Raw genomic sequence first — 16,644 nt, 5'->3', positions numbered from 1 at the left:
TCTCGATGCGGCAAAGGAGCCCCGACATGCAGCGACCCGATCTCACCGTGCTGGCCATCCCGGCCTTCGTCGGCGCCATGGGAGCCGAGTTCTGGTGGCAGCGCAAGTACCCGGCAGCCCCGGGCGAGGACCGCGCGGGCGACTACGAGCTCAATGACACGATCGCCAGCCTGGCCATGGGCGTCGGGAGCCTGATCGCTCCCTTCGTCACCGGTCCGATCATCCACCGGCTCTACCCCGGCCGCACCCGGGCTGGCAATGTCCTGGTCGGCCTCGGGGTGGCTGCCGGGGTCGCGACTACCGTCGGCGATGTCCTGCGCCGGCGCGCGGACCACGGAGGCAGGCTGCCCGAGGCGGGCACTCTCCCCTCGGACCAGACACCCGCCACCACCGTCCGCTCGCGTGTTGACGCCCTCGGCCTGATGACCTCGGGGTCCGCCGTCGCGGCCGTCGGCTCCTCGGCTGTCGCCGCCGCCTCGATCTGGGCGGTGCAGACCTCCGCGACCAAGCTGGCCGAGCGCAGCCCCCTGTCGATGCGGTCCGGTACTGCCGCCTACCTGATCGCCATCGCGGGCTGGGACTTCATCTACTACTGGAACCACCGCCTGTCCCACGAGTCCCGCTGGCTCTGGGCGGTCCACGTGGTCCACCACAGCAGCGAGCGCTACAACCTGTCCACGGCACTGCGTCAGCCGGTCGCGGACGGCGTCACGATGGCCGTCCCCTACGGTCTGCTCGCACTCCTCGGCATCCCTCCGCGGTACATCGAGGATGCCCGCGCGATCAACCTGATCTACCAGTTCTGGATCCACACCGAGGCGGTCAAGTCGATCGGCTGGCTCGAGAAGTTGCTCAACACCCCGAGCCACCACCGCGCCCACCACGGCAGCCAGCGCCAATACCTCGACATCAACCACGGTTCGATCCTCATCCTGTGGGACAAGCTCTTCGGCACCTTCGAGCCCGAGGTCGAGCGGGTGCGCTACGGCCTGACCCGCAACATCGAGACCTACAACCTCGGCACGATCGCCACCCACGAGTGGCGCGCCATCGCCTCGGACATCGCCTCGTCGCCCACGTGGTCGGACCGGTTCGGCTTCCTGCTGCGCGGGCCCGGCTGGGCCTACGAGCGGCGTGACGAGCTCGCCCCGCCAACGCACGAGCCGGTCTCCGCGCCCGTCGCGGGCTGAGCGCCCGACGTTACCTGCGGGTACGACGTGCACCTGCCGTGACCGCTCGATCCTCACGCCCGGCAACTCGGGCCCCGCGCCCCTCCCGCGGCCGAAGGTGCACGTCGTACCCGCAAGTAACGAGTCAGTAGTAGACGGCGAGCGGCCCGTTGGGCCCGGCGATCACCTGCACGGGGGTGTCGAAGACCCGCGTGAGCACCTCGGCGGTCATGATCTCGGCCGGCGTGCCGAACTCCACGACCTTGCCGTGCTTGACCGCGCAGATCCGGTCGGAGTAGTGACCGGCGAAGTTGATGTCGTGCAGGACCACGATGATCGTGCGCCCCAGCTCGTCGGCGGCCCGGCGCAACATCCGCATCATGTGCACCGAGTGCTGCATGTCCAGGTTGTTGAGCGGCTCGTCGAGCAGGACGTAGTCGGTGTCCTGGGACAGGACCATCGCCACATAGGCGCGCTGCCGCTGGCCGCCGGAGAGCTGGTCGAGGTAGCGGCCCTCGAGCCCACCGAGGTCGAGGAAGTCGATCGAGCGGGAGATGACCTCCTCGTCCTCGACGGTCAGCCGCCCCTGCGAGTGGGGGAAGCGCCCGAAGCCCACGAGCTGGCGCACGGTCAACCGGGTGATGAAGTGGTTTTCCTGCCGCAGGATCGAGACGATCTTGGCCAGGTCCTTGGACTTGGTGCTCGCCACGTCGTAGCCGGCGACCTCGATGCTCCCCTCGTCGAGGTCGAGCAGGCGACCGATCATCGTCAGCAGCGTCGACTTGCCGGCGCCGTTGGGTCCGACGAGCGCAGTGACACCACCGGCCGGGATCTCGAGGTCGACCGGACCGATCGTCACCTCGCTGCCATAGGTCTTGCGGACATCGGTCAGGGTGATCACAGGCGCCCCTTGCGGAGGATGACGATGAGGAAGACGGAGCCGCCGACGAGCTCGATGATGATCGAGACGACGCCCTGCGCGTAGAAGACGTGCTTCATCACGAAGTACGCCCCCGACAGGACGACGAAGCCCACGAGCACGGCCACGGGGAAGATCCGCCGGTGGTCATAGCTGTCGGCGAACTGGTAGGCGAGGGTGGCGACGAGGAACCCGAGGAAGGTCATCGGCCCGACGAGCGCCGTCGAGACGGCCATGAGGATCGAGACGAGGAAGAGGGTCACCATCAGCTCGTGGCGGTGGTTGAGCCCGAGGTTGGTGGCGGTGTCGCGGCCGAGCGCCACGACGTTCAACCGGCTCGAGCGCCACCACAGCAGGGCAGCGGCGACGATGCACAGGGGGATCGCGACGGGGAAGTACATCGGGTCAGCGTTGGCCATCGACCCGAACATCCGCGCGGTGAGCACGTCGAACTCGCTGGGCGTGAGCATCCGCCGCATGAAGGAGGAGACCGAGGCGAGCCCGCCGCCGATGACGATGCCGATCAGCAGCATGATCTCGACATTGCCGTAGCGCCCGGACAGCAGCCACCCGTAGAGCGCGAGGGAGAGCCCGACCATGATCGCGATCTGCAGGACGAACTGGGGCAGCCCGGTGAGCATCCCCAGGCCGGCGACGCCGAGGAAGTACACGGCGGCCGTCTGCACCGCGACGTAGAGCGACTCGAAGCCCATGATCGAGGGCGTGATGATCCGGTTGTTGGTCACCGTCTGGAAGCTCACGGTGGCGATCGCCTGGCAGACCGCGACGACCGCCATCGCCACGAGAGAGCTCGCCCGCAGCTCGGCGACGAGCCAGAATCCCTCGGAGCCGAGCGGCATCGGGTTGTCCCAGGCGAGGTGCCCGAAGCCGAAGCCGACCGCCAGGACGATGAGCACGGTCAGGACGATCCGGTAACGCCGGCGGGAGCGAGCGGTGGGAAGGGGGCCTGACGCGCGTTCGCCCGTGGTCACCGCGGAGTCCCCACCGACCACGGAGTCCGTGATCGGTGGGGTCACGCGCTGCCGCGTGGACGCCTCAGCCACGACGACGCTGCCTGAGCAGGAGGGTGACGAAGACGACCGCACCGACGACCCCGAGGATGAGCGAGACCGGCACCTCGAAGGGCGCGATGACCGTGCGTCCGATGAGGTCGCAGACCGTGACGATCGCGATGCCGAGCAGGCAGACCCACGGCAGGTTGCTGCGCAGGTCGTCGCCGCGGAACATCGAGACGATGTTGGGCACGATCAGCCCGAGGAAGGGCAGGTTGCCGACGACGACCGTCACGACCCCCGTCGCCACGGCGATCAGGCAGGTGCCGATGAGGATGACCTGGTTGTAGTTGAGCCCGACATTGGTCGAGATCTCCTCGCCGAGGCCGGCGACGGTGAAGCGGTCCGCGACCACGAAGATGGCGATGGCCACGAGGGCGACGATCCACAGCACCTCGTACTGGCCCCTCAGGACCGAGGTGAAGCTGCCGGCGAACCAGATCCCCAGGTTCTGCAGCATGTCGGTCTGCAGCGCGATGAAGGTGGAGACCGAGCCCACGACGGCGCCCAGCATGATCCCCACGATCGGGACGATGAGCGAGGACCGGAGGGTCACCCTTCGCAGGAAGAGGAAGAAGACCATGGTGCCGATGAAGGCCGCGACGATCGCGCCGATCATCCGCTCCATGAGGCTGGCGCCCGGGAAGAGGATCATCACGGCGAGCAGGCCGAGACCGGCCCACTCCGTCGTGCCGGTCGTCGTCGGCTCGACGAAGCGGTTCTGCGTCAGCAGCTGCATCACCAGGCCCGACATCGCCATCGCGGCGCCGGCGAGGACGAGGGCGACGGTCCGCGGGATGCGGGTGATGGCGAACATCTCGCCCCCCCGATCCCCGCCGAAGATGTCGTAGACGCCGGTGAAGAGAGAGACGACGAGGAGCCCGCCCACGGCCAGGATGCCGAGGGCGAGCTTCGCGTCGAGGAGACGTCCCTTGGAGGCGACGCGCTCAGCGGTCGTGGCGCTCAGCTCTTCTTCCCCTCCAGCGCGTCGGCGAAGGTCGTGAAGAACTCCGTGAAGGTCTGGATGCCCTCGTTGGTGTAGGTGTCGGCGGGCATGAAGACGACATTGCCCTCCTTGACCGCGGTGACGTCCTTGAGCGCCTCGGAGTCCTCGAGGAGCTGCTTGGCGGGCGTGTAGCCCTCCTCGTCGGCAGCCACGGCGGCGTCGCGGTCCATGACGAGGATCCAGTCCGGGTCCGCCTTGGCGATGGCCTCGACGGAGACCTCGTCGCCCTGGTGGTCATCACTCGCGCCCTCGACCTCGAGGGCCGGCTCCAGGTCGAGCAGGTCGAAGACCGGGCCGAGCGTCTGGCCGACCGTCGGCGCGATGTAGCCGAGCTCGCCGCCGGAGGTGTTGATCGCCATCACGGTGTCGCCGGGCTGGTAGGCGTCCTTGACCCGGGCGACCTGGGCGTCGAGATCCTTGCCGAGCTTGGCCGCTTCGTCCTCCTTGTCGAAGACCTCACCCAGGACGGTGGTCGCGCGCTTGAGCTCGTCGTCGAGAGGCTCGCCCTCGCGCGGGTCGAGGTTGAGGAAGGCCGCATCGGGCGCCAGCTCCTTGAGCTTGGGCTCGTGCTGGGCGTAGCGGTTGCCGTTGATGACCAGGTCGGGCTTGGCGGCGACGATCGCCTCGAGGTCGGGCTCACGGTGGCTGCCGAGGTCGACGATGCTGTCGTCCTTGGTGTAGTCGATCGTGTCCGGCATCAGGGTCACGGCCGCCGCGGAGAGCTTGACGTCCCAGTCGGAGAGCGTCTCGAAGGTGCGGTTGTCGGTCGCGACGACCGACGTCGGCGCCTGCGGCACCGCCACGGTGCCGGAGTTGTCCTGCACCTCGATGGTGGGTCCGGCGGCGGTGTCGGCGTCGGAGGCTCCGCCGCAGGCGGACAGGGCGAGGGCGAGCCCGCCGACGAGGGCGAGCGAGCGGGTACGAGTGAGCACGAAGGGGGGTCCTTACGACGGGGCGCACCGCACCAGCGGACGCCGGGTGGCGAGATGCGGTAAGGCTAGCCTCACCATACGTGCACCTGTCACGTGGGTCCCACCCTGCGGAACGCCCGGCCCCGGAAGAGGTCCGCTCGACCGTCAGTCGACCGGCTCCCCCAGCACCGTCGTCAGCCGGTCAATGACGTCCTCGTCACCGTCCATCTCGACCAGGTGAGCCGGCCCGCGGTGCCACAGCCACAGGTCGAGGTCCTGAGCTGTCCCCGAGACGAGCGCATCGGCATCGCCGTGCCCGTGCACCGCCCGATCGGCGACCCGCAGGTGTGGCTGGTCGATGTCTGCGTCGTCCCTCGGGTTGTGACCGGTGACCCGACCGAGGGCGACGAGGATGCGATGGCCCGTGTCGGTCACGTGGACGAGCACCGTGCCGCCGTCCGGGGCGAAGCTCGCCCAGCGCGGCAGCCCGCCGTACATCCAGTCCAGCGCCTCGAGCACACCGTCGGCCGCCAGCTCGGTGTCGAGCGGGGTGGGGTCCCCGATCGCGAGCTCGGCGTCGACCCGGTGGATGAGCGCCTCGTGCGCCTGCCGGCGCATCGTGAAGCCGACCGTGTGCAGCTCCGGGTCACCGCTCCACGACCAGGCGCCCTCCGCCGGGTCGGCGTTGCGCAGGCGCAGCATGAGGTCCTCGTGGGCATGGTCGAGGACGTGCAGCAGGCCGGCCCGGTCCGCGGGACGCGCCGGCTCCTCGTAGGCAGCCGGCGCGTCCGGCCGGTGGGCGATGACCCACGCCCAGAAGTCCTGCACCTCGCCACCCAGGTGCCACAGCAGGTCGTCGGCGCTCCAGTCCGGGCAGCTCGGTACCCGCGCTGACGGGTCGGCGTCGGCGAGGCACTCGCGCGCTCGTCGGGTCTCCCGCTCCAGAGCCGCGAGATAGGTGTCGAAGGGGAGCCAGTGGGCCTGCACGTCACCAGTCATGGGGTGAGACTTCCCCCCTTCGGCCTGCGGCGCAACGGCATTGTCGGCACGCGGGTGCAGGATGGTCCGGTGACGACCACCGTCTTCTTCCACGCCCACCCCGACGACGAGGCCAGCGGGACCGCCGGCTCGATGATCCTCACCTCCCGCGCCGGCCACCGGGTGGTCGTCGTCTACGCGACGCACGGCGAGCACGGCACGGTCCCCGACGATCTGGGCGAAGGGGGGAGCCTCGCCGACCACCGTCGGCGCGAGGCCGAGTCGTCGGCCGCGATCACCGGCACCGCCCGGGTCGCGTGGCTCGGCTACGCCGACTCCGGCATGACCGGGTGGGAGCAGAACGGTCACGAGACCTCCTTCCACGCCGCTGACCTCGACGAGGCCGCCGGACGGCTGGCGCGCGTCCTCGACGAGGAGGACGCGGACATCCTCGTCGGCTACGACTGGCACGGTGGCTACGGCCACCCCGACCACGTCAAGGTCCACCACGTCGCCCACCGGGCCGCGGAGCTGGCCGTACGCCGCCCCCGCGTCCTGGAAAACACGATGAACCGCGACCGGATGCGTGAGCAGATCGAGGCGGCCAAGGCGATGGGGATCGACCCCAGCTTCTCACCCGACGACCCCATGGACGACGGCAACCCGATGGGCCTGCCGCAGGACGAGATCCACCACGCGGTCGACGTCACCGAGGTCATCGACGTCAAGCGTGCGGCGCTCGCGGCCCACGGGTCCCAGGTCGACGTGCAGCAGATGCTGGCCATGCCGCCGGAGATCTTCGCGGTGGCCTTCGGCGTCGAGCACTACGCCGAGCCCGGGCTACCACAGCAGCTGTCGACGGAGAACCCCTTCGTCTCATGAGCGGAACACAGGGTAGGCAGGCCTAACCCCATGGGTCTATCGTGCGGGCATGGGCAAGAAGGTGAAGATCGGCAAGGTCAAGGTCAAGGAGAAGTGCTGCGTCAGCAAGAGTCGCTGCAGCTCCTGCCCCATCCGCCTGCTCAAGGAAGGCCGTCTGCCCGACGGCTACGCCGTCCACAAGCGCAAGCTCGTCACCACCAAGCAGAAGGCCAAGCTGCGCGCTGCCGCCTGACCCCGCGCCCCTGAGGCGTCTGCGAGCGCACGTAGGGTCGCCTGTCCTTGCTCGAACAGCGGCGGGCTCGACCATAGGCTGGCGCGATGACGACGTCGAAGTTTGCCGCCCAGCTCACCGTGCAGATCGGCGAGGAGTTCGCCGCGCACCAGCAGTACCTCGCGATCGCCGCGCACTACGAGGGCATGACCCTGCCCCAGCTCGCCGGCTGCTTCTACCGCCAGGCCGCCGAGGAGCGCGGCCACGCGATGATGATGGTCCAGTACCTCCTCGACACCGACCAGCCGGTGCGCATCCCGGCCACCCCGGCACCGACCTGCGACTTCGAGGGGGTCGTCGCCCCGATCGAGCTCGCCGTCGAGCAGGAGAAGACGGTCACCCGGCAGATCAACGCCCTGACCCGGATCGCCCGCGACGAGAACGACTTCGCCGCCGAGCAGTTCATGCAGTGGTTCATCAAGGAGCAGGTCGAGGAGGTCTCCAAGATGCAGGACCTGCTCACTGTGGCCCGTCGCAGCGAGGGCGACCTCAACGACATCGAGACCTATGTCGAGCGCGACATGGGCGCCGGTGCCGCCGACCCGGCCGCGCCCCGTCAGGCCGGGCAGGTCCAGTGAGCATCGCTCCCTCAGGAGGCGCGCCAGCGCCGTCTCGAAGGGTCCCTGAGGAGGCGCGCCAGCGCCGTCTCGAAGGGTCCCTGAGGAGGCGCGCCAGCGCCGTCTCGAAGGGTCAGCGCAGGCTGACCCGCACCCGCCCGTCGACGACCTCGAAGAGCACGTCGGCGAGCGAGCCCACGACGAGGTCGGCGCCCGCCAGGGCGTCGGCCTCGCTGGTCGTCGTGACCGCGAGCACGGTGCACCCGGCCGCCCGGGCCGCGGCGACCCCGCTGGGCGCGTCCTCGCAGACGAGGCAGTCGGCCGGGTCCACGCCCAGGCGCTGCGCCGCGAGCAGGAAGGGATCGGGGTGCGGCTTGCCGCGCTCGACGTCGTCGAAGCTGACGACCTCGTCGATACCGATCTCCGCGGCTGCCAGTCGGACCCGCGCCAGCTCGCGCGTCGCGGACGTCGCCACCGCGACCGGCGCCCCGTCGAGTGCGGCGATCGCCTCGAGCACCCCGCCGAGGGCGATGACCCCCTCGACGTCGGCGAGCTCGAGCTGCTCGATCCGCGCGAAGGCTGCCACCGGGTCCACGTGCGGTGCGACCGAGGCGATGATCGCCGGTGCCGGCATCCCGTGGTGGCCGGCGAGCGCGCGCGGGTCGATGTCGTGCTCGAGCGCCCACCTCACCCAGGAGCGCTCCACCGACCCCGTCGAGTCGACGAGGGTGCCGTCGTTGTCGAAGATCACCGCGGCGAAGGTGCGGTCGGCGAAGGGGGCCGGGCCTGCTGGGGTTGAGTCCATGCACACGACCTTAAGGAGATGCGCACCGATCTCGTCCTAGTCTGGGCGCAGAGCCCCTGGAGGTGCCATGTACAGCACGACATCGGCCGGACCCGACCGCGAGCCCCCGCCGGACCGGTCCGCGATCGGACCCGACTCCCGCGGCCTGTGGCTCATGGGCAATGACGTGGACCTCGCCCGCCGCCTCGCCGGCACGGGCTTCGACTGGCTCGCCCTCGATGCCCAGCACGGCGCGATCGACCGCTCGGCCCTCGTGGACCTCGGTCGTGCCCTCGGTGACGTCGGGGCCAACTACGTCGTCCGGGTCCCCGGGGTCGACCACGCGTGGATCGGCGCCTCGCTCGATGCCGGCGCCGCGGGTGTCGTCGTTCCTTCGATCGCCTCCGTGGAGGACGCCCGCGAGGCCGTGCGAGCGACCTACTACCCGCCGCTCGGCGAGCGCAGCTGGGGTCCGCTCACCCCGATGTGGGACGGCTACGCCCCGGATGCCGAGCGCGCCAATGCCCAGGTCCAGTGCGCGGTGATGATCGAGACGGTCGGCGCGCTCGATGCCGTCGAGGAGATCGCGGCGCTGGAGGGGGTCAACCTGCTCTTCCTCGGCCCGGTCGACCTCTCCCTCTCCCTCGGGATGAGCCTGGACGACCTGCTCGCCGACACCTCCGACTCCGGCCCCGTCGGTCGGATCCTCGCGGCTGCACGCGGCCACGGCGTCGAGGTCGCCGCCTTCGCCGGCGATCCGTCGAGGGTCCCCGCCCTGCGGGCCCTGGGCATCAGCCGCATCGCGGTCGCCACCGACATCGCCCTCGTGGCCCTCGGCGCCCAGCAGGTCCTCGACCTCACCTGAGCCACGTATCCTCGGGGTCCGTGAGCACCACACCCGAGGACCCCGCGCGCACGACCACCGTGGCGGGCGTCGACCCCGACGACCTGGCCACCACCCTTCGCGTCCTCGGGATGCTCCACGAGCTGCCGTCCGGCCACGACGACATCTCCACGGTCAAGCGGGCGACCAGCTCGATGTACAACCGGGTGAAGAAGACCCGCCGCCGCGAGGCCCGCCAGGCCGAGCGCGGCCCCAAGGTCATCCACGACCAGGCGATCCTCGACCAGACCGCGACCGGCTCCCCGTTGCGCATCGACGACGAGACGAAGGGGATCCCCCTCACCTCCTCGACGGGGGCCCGCTACGCGGGCGAGCTGCAGATCCCGCGCGGCTGCTACATGTGCCACGCCGACTACACACTCGTCGACGCCTTCTACCACTGGCTCTGCCCGGACTGCGCGGCCATGAGCCACGAGCGCCGCGACCAGGGCACCGACCTGCGCGGACGTCGGGCGCTGCTCACCGGTGGGCGCGCCAAGATCGGCATGTACATCGCCCTGCGCCTGCTGCGCGACGGAGCCGACCTGACGATCACGACCCGCTTCCCCAGGGATGCCGCGCGACGCTTCGCCGAGCTCGCCGACTCCCCCGAGTGGATCGACCGGCTGACGATCATCGGCATCGACCTGCGCGACCCGACGCAGGTCGTCGCGCTGACCGACGAGGTCGCTGCCGCAGGGCCGCTCGACATCCTCATCAACAACGCCTGCCAGACCGTGCGCCGCTCCCCCGGCGCCTACTCGAGCCTCGTCGACGGCGAGTCCCAGCCGCTGGAGACCGGTGGGGCGACGCCCAGGATGCTGACCTTCGACCGGGTGAGCGAGGCGCACCCGGCCGCGCTCATCGGGACGCTGGGTGAGCACCCGGTGCCGCACGCGGACGTCGCCGCACGCAGCGCCGCCGACCTGACCAAGCTCGCTCTCTCCGCCGGCAATGCCTCGCTCGAGGCGCACCTCGCCGGCACTGCCGTCGACGCCGGTGGCCTGCTCCCCGACGTCGTCGCGAGCAACTCGTGGAAGCAGACCGTCGACGAGGTCGACCCGCTCGAGCTCCTCGAGGTGCAGATGTGCAACTCGGTCGCTCCCTTCCTCCTCGTCTCCCGGCTGCGGCCGGCGATGCGGGCCGCAGTGGAGCGGCGCAGCGAAGAGGTCGGCCACGCTGCTCGGGCCTATGTCGTCAACGTCTCGGCGATGGAGGGGCAGTTCTCCCGGCGGTACAAGGGCGCCGGCCACCCGCACACCAACATGGCCAAGGCCGCGCTCAACATGCTGACCCGCACCTCTGCCGGCGAGATGTTCGAGACCGACCGGATCCTCATGACCGCCGTCGACACCGGCTGGATCACCGACGAGCGTCCGCACCACGAAAAGCTGGAGATCGCGGCCCAGGGATGGCACGCCCCGCTCGACCTCGTCGACGGTGCCGCCCGTGTCTACGACCCGATCGTGCGTGGCGAGCGCGGTGAAGACCTGCACGGGGTCTTCCTGAAGAACTTCGAGCCCTACGCCTGGTAGAGGTGTGCGGGGCCCCCCTTCGGGTATGAAAGAGGCTACGGTGACAGAGATCACCACCTCGTGACGAAGGAGCAGCCGCAATGGCACCGAAGGACTCGACCTTCTTGGGCTGGCCCGTCCTGCGGCAGCTGGCGTCCGGCGACTTCCTCGGCCGCGGCAACGCGGTCACCTCACGCACGACCCGTGAGATCGAGCCGCGCACGTCGACGGCCGACCGTGTCGTGCAGAGCGTGTGCCCCTACTGCGCCGTCGGCTGCGGTCAGCGGGTCTTCGTCAAGGACGACAAGGTCGTCCAGATCGAGGGTGACCCGGACTCGCCGGTGAGCCGCGGGCGGTTGTGCCCCAAGGGTGCCGCGAGCGAGCAGCTGGTCAACTCCCCCACCCGTCAGACGCACGTGATGTACCGCGCGCCCGGAGCCACGGAGTTCAAGCGGATGGACCGCGACGCCGCGCTCGACATGGTCGCCGACCGGTACCTGGAGGCCCGCGCCAACAAGTGGCAAGAGGTCGACGACAAGGGTCGTCGCCTGCGGCGCACGATGGGGATCGCTTCGCTCGGGGGCGCGACCCTCGACAACGAAGAGAACTACCTGATGAAGAAGCTGTACACGGCTTCTGGCGCGATACAGATCGAGAACCAGGCGCGTATTTGACACTCCGCCACGGTTCCCAGTCTGGGATCCTCCTTCGGGCGCGGCGGCGCCACCCAGTCTCTGCAGGACATGGCCAACGCAGACTGCATCATCATCCAGGGCTCCAACATGGCCGAGTGCCATCCCGTGGGCTTCCAGTGGGTGGCCGAGGCCAAGGCCCGCGGCGCCCGGGTGATCCACATCGACCCCCGCTTCACCCGCACCTCCGCGATCGCTGACACGCACGCCGCGATCCGGGCCGGTACCGATGTCGTCCTGCTCGGCGCGCTGATCAACCACGTCCTGGCCAAGGACCTCTACTTCCACGACTACGTCGTCGCCTACACCAACGCGGCCACGCTGGTCAGCGAGGACTTCGTCGACACCGAGGACCTCGACGGCGTCTTCTCCGGCTACGACCCCGAGACCGGTACCTACGACATGTCCTCGTGGGCCTACGACGAGCGTGACGATGGCGAAGGGAGCGGCGAAGGGAGCGGCGAAGGGGGCGATGGCGCCGGCGATGACGTCGGTGGCCCCACCGGTGGCCACGAGCACGGCTCCAGCAAGAGCGCTCGCGCCGCGGGCGACCAGCACGGCGGCTCAGGGCCGGCCCTCGAGCACGCCCGGGTCATCCGTGACGAGACCCTGCAGCACCCGCGCTCGGTCTTCCAGGTCCTCAAGCGTCACTACGCCCGCTACACGCCGCAGATGGTCGAGGACCTCTGCGGCATCCCCCAGTCGCAGTTCCACGAGATCGCCGACGCCCTGACGGCGAACTCCGGTCGCGAGCGCACCACCTGCTTCGCCTATGCGCTGGGCTGGACCCAGCACAGCCTGGGCGCGCAGTTCATCCGCACCGCAGCGATCCTCCAGCTGCTCATGGGCAACATGGGTCGGCCCGGTGGCGGGATCATGGCGCTGCGCGGGCACGCGAGCATCCAGGGCTGCACCGACATCCCGACGCTCTTCAACATCCTGCCGGGGTACCTGCCGATGCCGACCGTCGGTCTGCACGACACCTACGAGGACTACCTATCCAGCATCAGCTCTCCGCTGCAGAAGGGCTTCTGGACCGAGGCGCCCTCCTACACCGCCAGCTTGCTCAAGGCGTGGTTCGGTGACGCCGCCACACCGGACAACGACTTCTGCTTCGACTACCTGCCCCGTCTGACGGGTGCCCACGGGACCTACCAGACCGTCATGTCGATGATGGACGACGAGGTCGAGGGGTACTTCATCCTCGGGCAAAACCCAGCGGTCGGCTCGGCCCACGGCAAGATGCAGCGGCTGGCGATGACGCACCTGAAGTGGGTGGTCGTCCGCGACTTCCAGCTCATCGAGTCGGCGACCTTCTGGAAGGACTCCCCCGAGATCGCCAGCGGCGAGCTCAAGACGGAGGACATCGACACCGAGGTCTTCTTCTTCCCCGCCGCCAACCACGTGGAAAAATCGGGCACCTTCACCCAGACCCAGCGGATGCTCCAGTGGCACCACCAGGCGGTGCTGCCCCCCGGCGATGCGCAGAGCGAGCTGGAGTTCTTCCACGAGCTCGGCGTGCGGATCCGCGCACGTCTGAAGGGCTCGACCGACGAGCGCGATCGTCCGCTGCTCGACATGACCTGGGACTACCCCAAGGACGAGCACGGCGAGACCGACGCCGAGGCGGTCCTGAAGGAGATCAACGGCTTCCACCTGAGCGGCGACAAGGCCGGGCAGCTGCTCGACAAGTTCGCCGACATGAGGCCCGACGGCTCGACCTCCGGCGGCTGCTGGATCTACACCGGCGTCTTCGCCGGTGGGGTCAACAAGTCGGCCAACCGCGTCCCCGGCCAGGAGCAGGACGAGACCGCGCTCGACTGGGGCTGGGCCTGGCCGATGAACCGCCGGATCCTCTACAACCGCGCCTCCGCCGATCCCGAAGGCCGGCCGTGGAGCGAGCGGAAGAAGTACGTCTGGTGGGACGCCGACGCCAAGAAGTGGGTCGGCAAGGATGTCCCGGACTTCCCCATCGACCGCGACCCGTCCTTCCGACCCGACCCGGACATCGGTGGACCGGCAGCGATCGCCGGTGACGACCCCTTCATCATGCAAGCGGACGGCAAGGGGTGGCTCTTCGCACCCAAGGGCATGGTCGATGGCCCGATGCCCAGCCACTACGAGGCGCAGGAGTCGCCGGTCACCAACCCGCTGTACTCGCAGCAGCGCAACCCGGGCCGGCTGGTCTACCCGCGCAAGGACAACCTGTGGAGTCCGTCCGGTGACGAGCCGGGATCGGGTGTCTACCCCTTCGTCTTCACGACCTACCGCCTCACCGAGCACCACACCGCCGGGGGGATGAGCCGCTGGCTGCCGTACCTGTCGGAACTGCAGCCGGAGATGTTCTGCGAGGTCTCCCCCGAGCTCGCCGAGCAACAAGGGCTGGTCAACGGCGAGTGGGCGACGATCGTCTCGGCGCGCAGCGCCATCGAGGCACGCGTCCTGGTCACCGAGCGCATGACGCCGCTGACGATCATGGGCCACACCGTCCACCAGATCGGTCTGCCCTACCACTGGGGCGTCGGGCGCGATGCCGTCGTCGAGGGCGACGGCGCCAACGACCTGCTCGGCATCGCCCTCGACCCCAATGTCCAGATCCAGGAGTCGAAGGTCGGGTCCTGCGACATCCAGCCCGGCCGACGGCCCCGTGGCGAGGAGCTGCTGCGTCTCGTCGCGGAGTACCAGTCGCGCTCCGGCACCACGGTCGAGACGGGCAACCAGCACCGCGACGACCAAGGAGGAGATCGCTGATGGGGTACCTCTCCCGACAGCTCGCCGGGCCCACTGACCCGGCACAGGACGCCGGTTGGCAGGACGCTCCCAGCCGCAAGGGCTTCTTCACCGACACCTCCATCTGCATCGGCTGCAAGGCCTGCGAGGTCGCCTGCAAGGAGTGGAACGGCATCCCGCTCGACGGGCTGGCGATCACCGGCAACTCCTACGACAACACCGGCGACCTGGGGGCGAGCACCTGGCGGCACGTCGCCTTCGTCGAGCAGACCCAGGACCGCATCACTGCCGCCCGCGAGTCGGGCCAGGCGCTCGTGGACCTCGGGATGCCCAGCATGGGTGCACCAGCAGCCACGCCCGAGCCGTCGATCGCCTCCCCCGCCGGGTACGGCACGCTCCCCGCGCCGATCGAGGGGCACGGGCCTGCGCTCACGGACATGCTCAACGAAAAGGCCACGGTCGAGGCCGGCGGTACGGGCGACTACGGCCTCACCGTCGACGGCGTGCCGATCGTCGGGGCGGTGCCGGAGTTTCGTTGGTTGATGTCCTCCGACGTCTGCAAGCACTGCACCCACGCCGGCTGCCTGGACGTGTGTCCCACGGGCTCGCTCTTCCGCAGCGAGCACGGCACCGTCGTCGTGCAGGACGACATCTGCAACGGCTGCGGGTACTGCGTCGGCGCCTGCCCCTTCGGCGTCATCGAGCGTCGCACTGACAAGAGCGTCTCGGTCACCGCCGACAGCCACGTGCCCAATGTCGGTGTCGCCCAGAAGTGCACGCTCTGCTACGACCGGCTCGAGCACAACCAGACACCCGCCTGCGCCCAGACCTGCCCCACGACCTCGATCAAGTTCGGGGCCCACGAGGACATGGTGACCACGGCCCGCGAGCGCGTGGTCCAGCTGCACGAGCAGGGTTTCACCGAGGCCCGGCTGTACGGCGCCAACGAGGACGACGGCGTGGGCGGCACCGGGTCGGTCTTCCTCCTGCTCGACGAGCCCGAGGTCTACGGCCTGCCGCCGGACCCGATCGTCCCCACCGCCAAGCTGCCCGAGATGTTCCGCGCTGCGGGCCTCGCCGGGATCGGCCTGCTCGGAGCCGTGGCCGTCTCCTTCATCGGGAGCAAGCCGTGACGACCTCTCCCTTCGACAGCTACCGCCCGCCCGAGGAGGGTCGGCGCAAGCGCCGCCGTGACTCCGGGATCCGCCGGGCCGGCGATCTGGCCAAGGGGGCCCAGCGCAGCTGGCTCAGCCGTGACGGCGGCGGTCGTCGGGAGGCGCCCGCGGTTCCGGACGCCGAGTTCTCCAGCTATTACGGCCAGGCGATCGTCAAGCCGGTGCCGTGGGACCACAAGATCTCCGCGTACCTCTTCGTCGGGGGCATCGCGGGGACGTCCGGCATCATCCAGGCGGGAGCTGCGGCCACGGGCAATGCTGTCCTGCAACGCAATGCACGACTGACGGCGATGACCACCGTCGCGCTCAGCGGCGCAGCCCTCGTGGCCGACCTCGGTCGACCCGAGCGCTTCCTCAACATGATGCGCACCGTCAAGCTCACCTCCCCCATGTCGGTCGGCACCTGGATCCTCACCGCGTACGCCGGCTGTGCATCAGTCACCACGGGCGCCGAGGTGCTGCGACTCCTGCCCGCGCGGGGACCGGTCACGGCCCTCACCCGGGTCACGGACGCACTCGACACTCCGTCGACCATCGGTCAGGCCGCCTTCGGCGCGCCGCTCGCGGCATACACCGCTGTCCTGCTCGCCGACACCGCCCACCCGGTGTGGCATGAGAGCCGGCGCCAGCTCCCCTTCGTCTTCGTCGGCTCTGCGGCCCTGGCCTCCGCTGGCGTGCAGATGGTCCTGACCCCCGCTGCTCTTGCCGGTCCGGTGCGTCGGCTGGCTTTGGCGGGTGTCGCCACCGAGCTGGCCGCCATGCACCAGCTCGAGGAGCACCTGACCGACCTGGGCATCGACGAGCCGGTCACCACCGGGCAGGGCGCGGGCAAGCTGCGCATGGCCAAGGGGCTGGCCATCGCCGGCGGCCTGGGCACCCTGCTCGCGGGGCGCAGTCGCGTCGCCGCGATCGCCTCGGGCACGGCCCTGGCGGCCGCTTCGGCCCTGACCCGCATGGGGATCGTCGAGGCGGGTATCGAGTCGGCCAAGGACCCCAAGTACACCGTCCGTGTCCAGAAGGACCGGCTCGACAAGAGACGACAGCAGGGCTCCATCGACGACAGCATCGTCACGGTCCGCTGACCAGCGGGCCGTGCCCCT

At 69.7% G+C, this 16,644-nt stretch carries 15 protein-coding genes; 9 read left to right on the top strand and 6 right to left on the bottom strand.

The window, feature by feature from the left end; genetic code table 11:
* Window positions 1-26: 26 nt before the first annotated feature.
* Complete coding sequence (locus tag EXU32_RS16870) at window positions 27-1,190, top strand: sterol desaturase family protein (RefSeq protein ID WP_130630941.1); 1,164 nt, start codon at window positions 27-29, stop codon at window positions 1,188-1,190.
* A 124-nt stretch (window positions 1,191-1,314) separates the two neighbouring features.
* Here EXU32_RS16870 and EXU32_RS16865 read toward each other — a convergent pair whose 3' ends face one another.
* From EXU32_RS16865 to EXU32_RS16845, 5 genes are all read right to left on the bottom strand, one after another.
* The gene (locus tag EXU32_RS16865) at window positions 1,315-2,070 is read right to left on the bottom strand and encodes an iron ABC transporter ATP-binding protein (RefSeq protein ID WP_130630940.1); all 756 of its coding nucleotides are present in this window, start codon (window positions 2,068-2,070) and stop codon (window positions 1,315-1,317) included.
* On the bottom strand, window positions 2,067-3,152 hold the full coding sequence (locus EXU32_RS16860; protein ID WP_207233842.1) for an iron chelate uptake ABC transporter family permease subunit: 1,086 nt from the start codon (window positions 3,150-3,152) through the stop codon (window positions 2,067-2,069). The genes EXU32_RS16865 and EXU32_RS16860 overlap by 4 nt, the downstream gene beginning before the upstream one ends.
* Entirely contained in the window at window positions 3,145-4,050 is a 906-nt protein-coding gene (locus EXU32_RS16855; protein WP_431603031.1) for an ABC transporter permease, read from the bottom strand. The genes EXU32_RS16860 and EXU32_RS16855 overlap by 8 nt, the downstream gene beginning before the upstream one ends.
* A gap of 74 nt (window positions 4,051-4,124) precedes the next feature.
* A complete protein-coding gene (locus tag EXU32_RS16850; RefSeq protein ID WP_130630938.1) occupies window positions 4,125-5,099 on the bottom strand; it encodes a siderophore ABC transporter substrate-binding protein in 975 nt (324 codons plus the stop codon).
* A 144-nt stretch (window positions 5,100-5,243) separates the two neighbouring features.
* A complete protein-coding gene (locus EXU32_RS16845) occupies window positions 5,244-6,077 on the bottom strand; it encodes a maleylpyruvate isomerase N-terminal domain-containing protein (RefSeq protein WP_130630937.1) in 834 nt (277 codons plus the stop codon).
* 69 nt (window positions 6,078-6,146) lie between these two features.
* Between EXU32_RS16845 and EXU32_RS16840 the strand changes: the two genes are divergently transcribed.
* The 3 genes from EXU32_RS16840 to EXU32_RS16830 all read left to right on the top strand — a co-directional run bounded on the left by EXU32_RS16840 (window position 6,147) and on the right by EXU32_RS16830 (window position 7,787).
* Window positions 6,147-6,938: a PIG-L deacetylase family protein gene (locus EXU32_RS16840; protein WP_130630936.1), complete on the top strand. Its 792-nt coding sequence runs from the start codon at window positions 6,147-6,149 to the stop codon at window positions 6,936-6,938.
* Between the two features lie 49 nt (window positions 6,939-6,987).
* A complete protein-coding gene (locus EXU32_RS16835; protein ID WP_068261519.1) occupies window positions 6,988-7,170 on the top strand; it encodes a hypothetical protein in 183 nt (60 codons plus the stop codon).
* 86 nt (window positions 7,171-7,256) lie between these two features.
* A complete protein-coding gene (locus tag EXU32_RS16830; protein ID WP_130630935.1) occupies window positions 7,257-7,787 on the top strand; it encodes a ferritin in 531 nt (176 codons plus the stop codon).
* Between the two features lie 112 nt (window positions 7,788-7,899).
* Here EXU32_RS16830 and EXU32_RS16825 read toward each other — a convergent pair whose 3' ends face one another.
* A complete protein-coding gene (locus tag EXU32_RS16825; protein ID WP_130630934.1) occupies window positions 7,900-8,571 on the bottom strand; it encodes an HAD family hydrolase in 672 nt (223 codons plus the stop codon).
* Window positions 8,572-8,638: 67 nt separating this feature from the next.
* On the opposite strand from EXU32_RS16825, the gene EXU32_RS16820 reads away from it, so the two are divergent.
* The 5 genes from EXU32_RS16820 to nrfD all read left to right on the top strand — a co-directional run bounded on the left by EXU32_RS16820 (window position 8,639) and on the right by nrfD (window position 16,626).
* Entirely contained in the window at window positions 8,639-9,415 is a 777-nt protein-coding gene (locus EXU32_RS16820; RefSeq protein ID WP_130630933.1) for an HpcH/HpaI aldolase family protein, read from the top strand.
* A 20-nt stretch (window positions 9,416-9,435) separates the two neighbouring features.
* Complete coding sequence (locus EXU32_RS16815; RefSeq protein WP_242612831.1) at window positions 9,436-10,968, top strand: SDR family NAD(P)-dependent oxidoreductase; 1,533 nt, start codon at window positions 9,436-9,438, stop codon at window positions 10,966-10,968.
* Window positions 10,969-11,048: 80 nt separating this feature from the next.
* Window positions 11,049-14,390 carry a formate dehydrogenase gene (gene fdh / locus EXU32_RS16810; protein WP_130630932.1) on the top strand — a complete coding sequence of 1,114 codons (3,342 nt, stop codon included), beginning with the start codon at window positions 11,049-11,051 and terminating at the stop codon, window positions 14,388-14,390.
* Window positions 14,390-15,502, top strand: a complete 1,113-nt coding sequence (locus tag EXU32_RS16805; RefSeq protein WP_130630931.1) for a 4Fe-4S dicluster domain-containing protein — start codon at window positions 14,390-14,392, stop codon at window positions 15,500-15,502. The genes fdh and EXU32_RS16805 overlap by 1 nt, the downstream gene beginning before the upstream one ends.
* A complete protein-coding gene (gene nrfD, locus EXU32_RS16800; protein WP_130630930.1) occupies window positions 15,499-16,626 on the top strand; it encodes an NrfD/PsrC family molybdoenzyme membrane anchor subunit in 1,128 nt (375 codons plus the stop codon). The genes EXU32_RS16805 and nrfD overlap by 4 nt, the downstream gene beginning before the upstream one ends.
* Window positions 16,627-16,644: the final 18 nt, after the last annotated feature.

This window comes from Janibacter limosus, assembly GCF_004295485.1.
Lineage (GTDB): Bacteria > Actinomycetota > Actinomycetes > Actinomycetales > Dermatophilaceae > Janibacter > Janibacter limosus_A.
The sequence above is the reverse complement of the archived record's forward strand: the minus strand, read 5'-3'. Positions and strand labels throughout refer to the sequence as shown.

Bases quoted from the DNA above. Each gene is read 5' to 3' on its own strand.
- EXU32_RS16870 (WP_130630941.1), top strand. From the start codon at position 27: ATGCAGCGACCCGATCTCACCGTGCTGGCCATCCCGGCCTTCGTCGGC.
- EXU32_RS16845 (WP_130630937.1), bottom strand. From the start codon at position 6,077: ATGACTGGTGACGTGCAGGCCCACTGGCTCCCCTTCGACACCTATCTC.
- EXU32_RS16835 (WP_068261519.1), top strand. From the start codon at position 6,988: ATGGGCAAGAAGGTGAAGATCGGCAAGGTCAAGGTCAAGGAGAAGTGC.
- EXU32_RS16830 (WP_130630935.1), top strand. From the start codon at position 7,257: ATGACGACGTCGAAGTTTGCCGCCCAGCTCACCGTGCAGATCGGCGAG.
- EXU32_RS16825 (WP_130630934.1), bottom strand. From the start codon at position 8,571: ATGGACTCAACCCCAGCAGGCCCGGCCCCCTTCGCCGACCGCACCTTC.
- EXU32_RS16820 (WP_130630933.1), top strand. From the start codon at position 8,639: ATGTACAGCACGACATCGGCCGGACCCGACCGCGAGCCCCCGCCGGAC.
- EXU32_RS16805 (WP_130630931.1), top strand. From the start codon at position 14,390: ATGGGGTACCTCTCCCGACAGCTCGCCGGGCCCACTGACCCGGCACAG.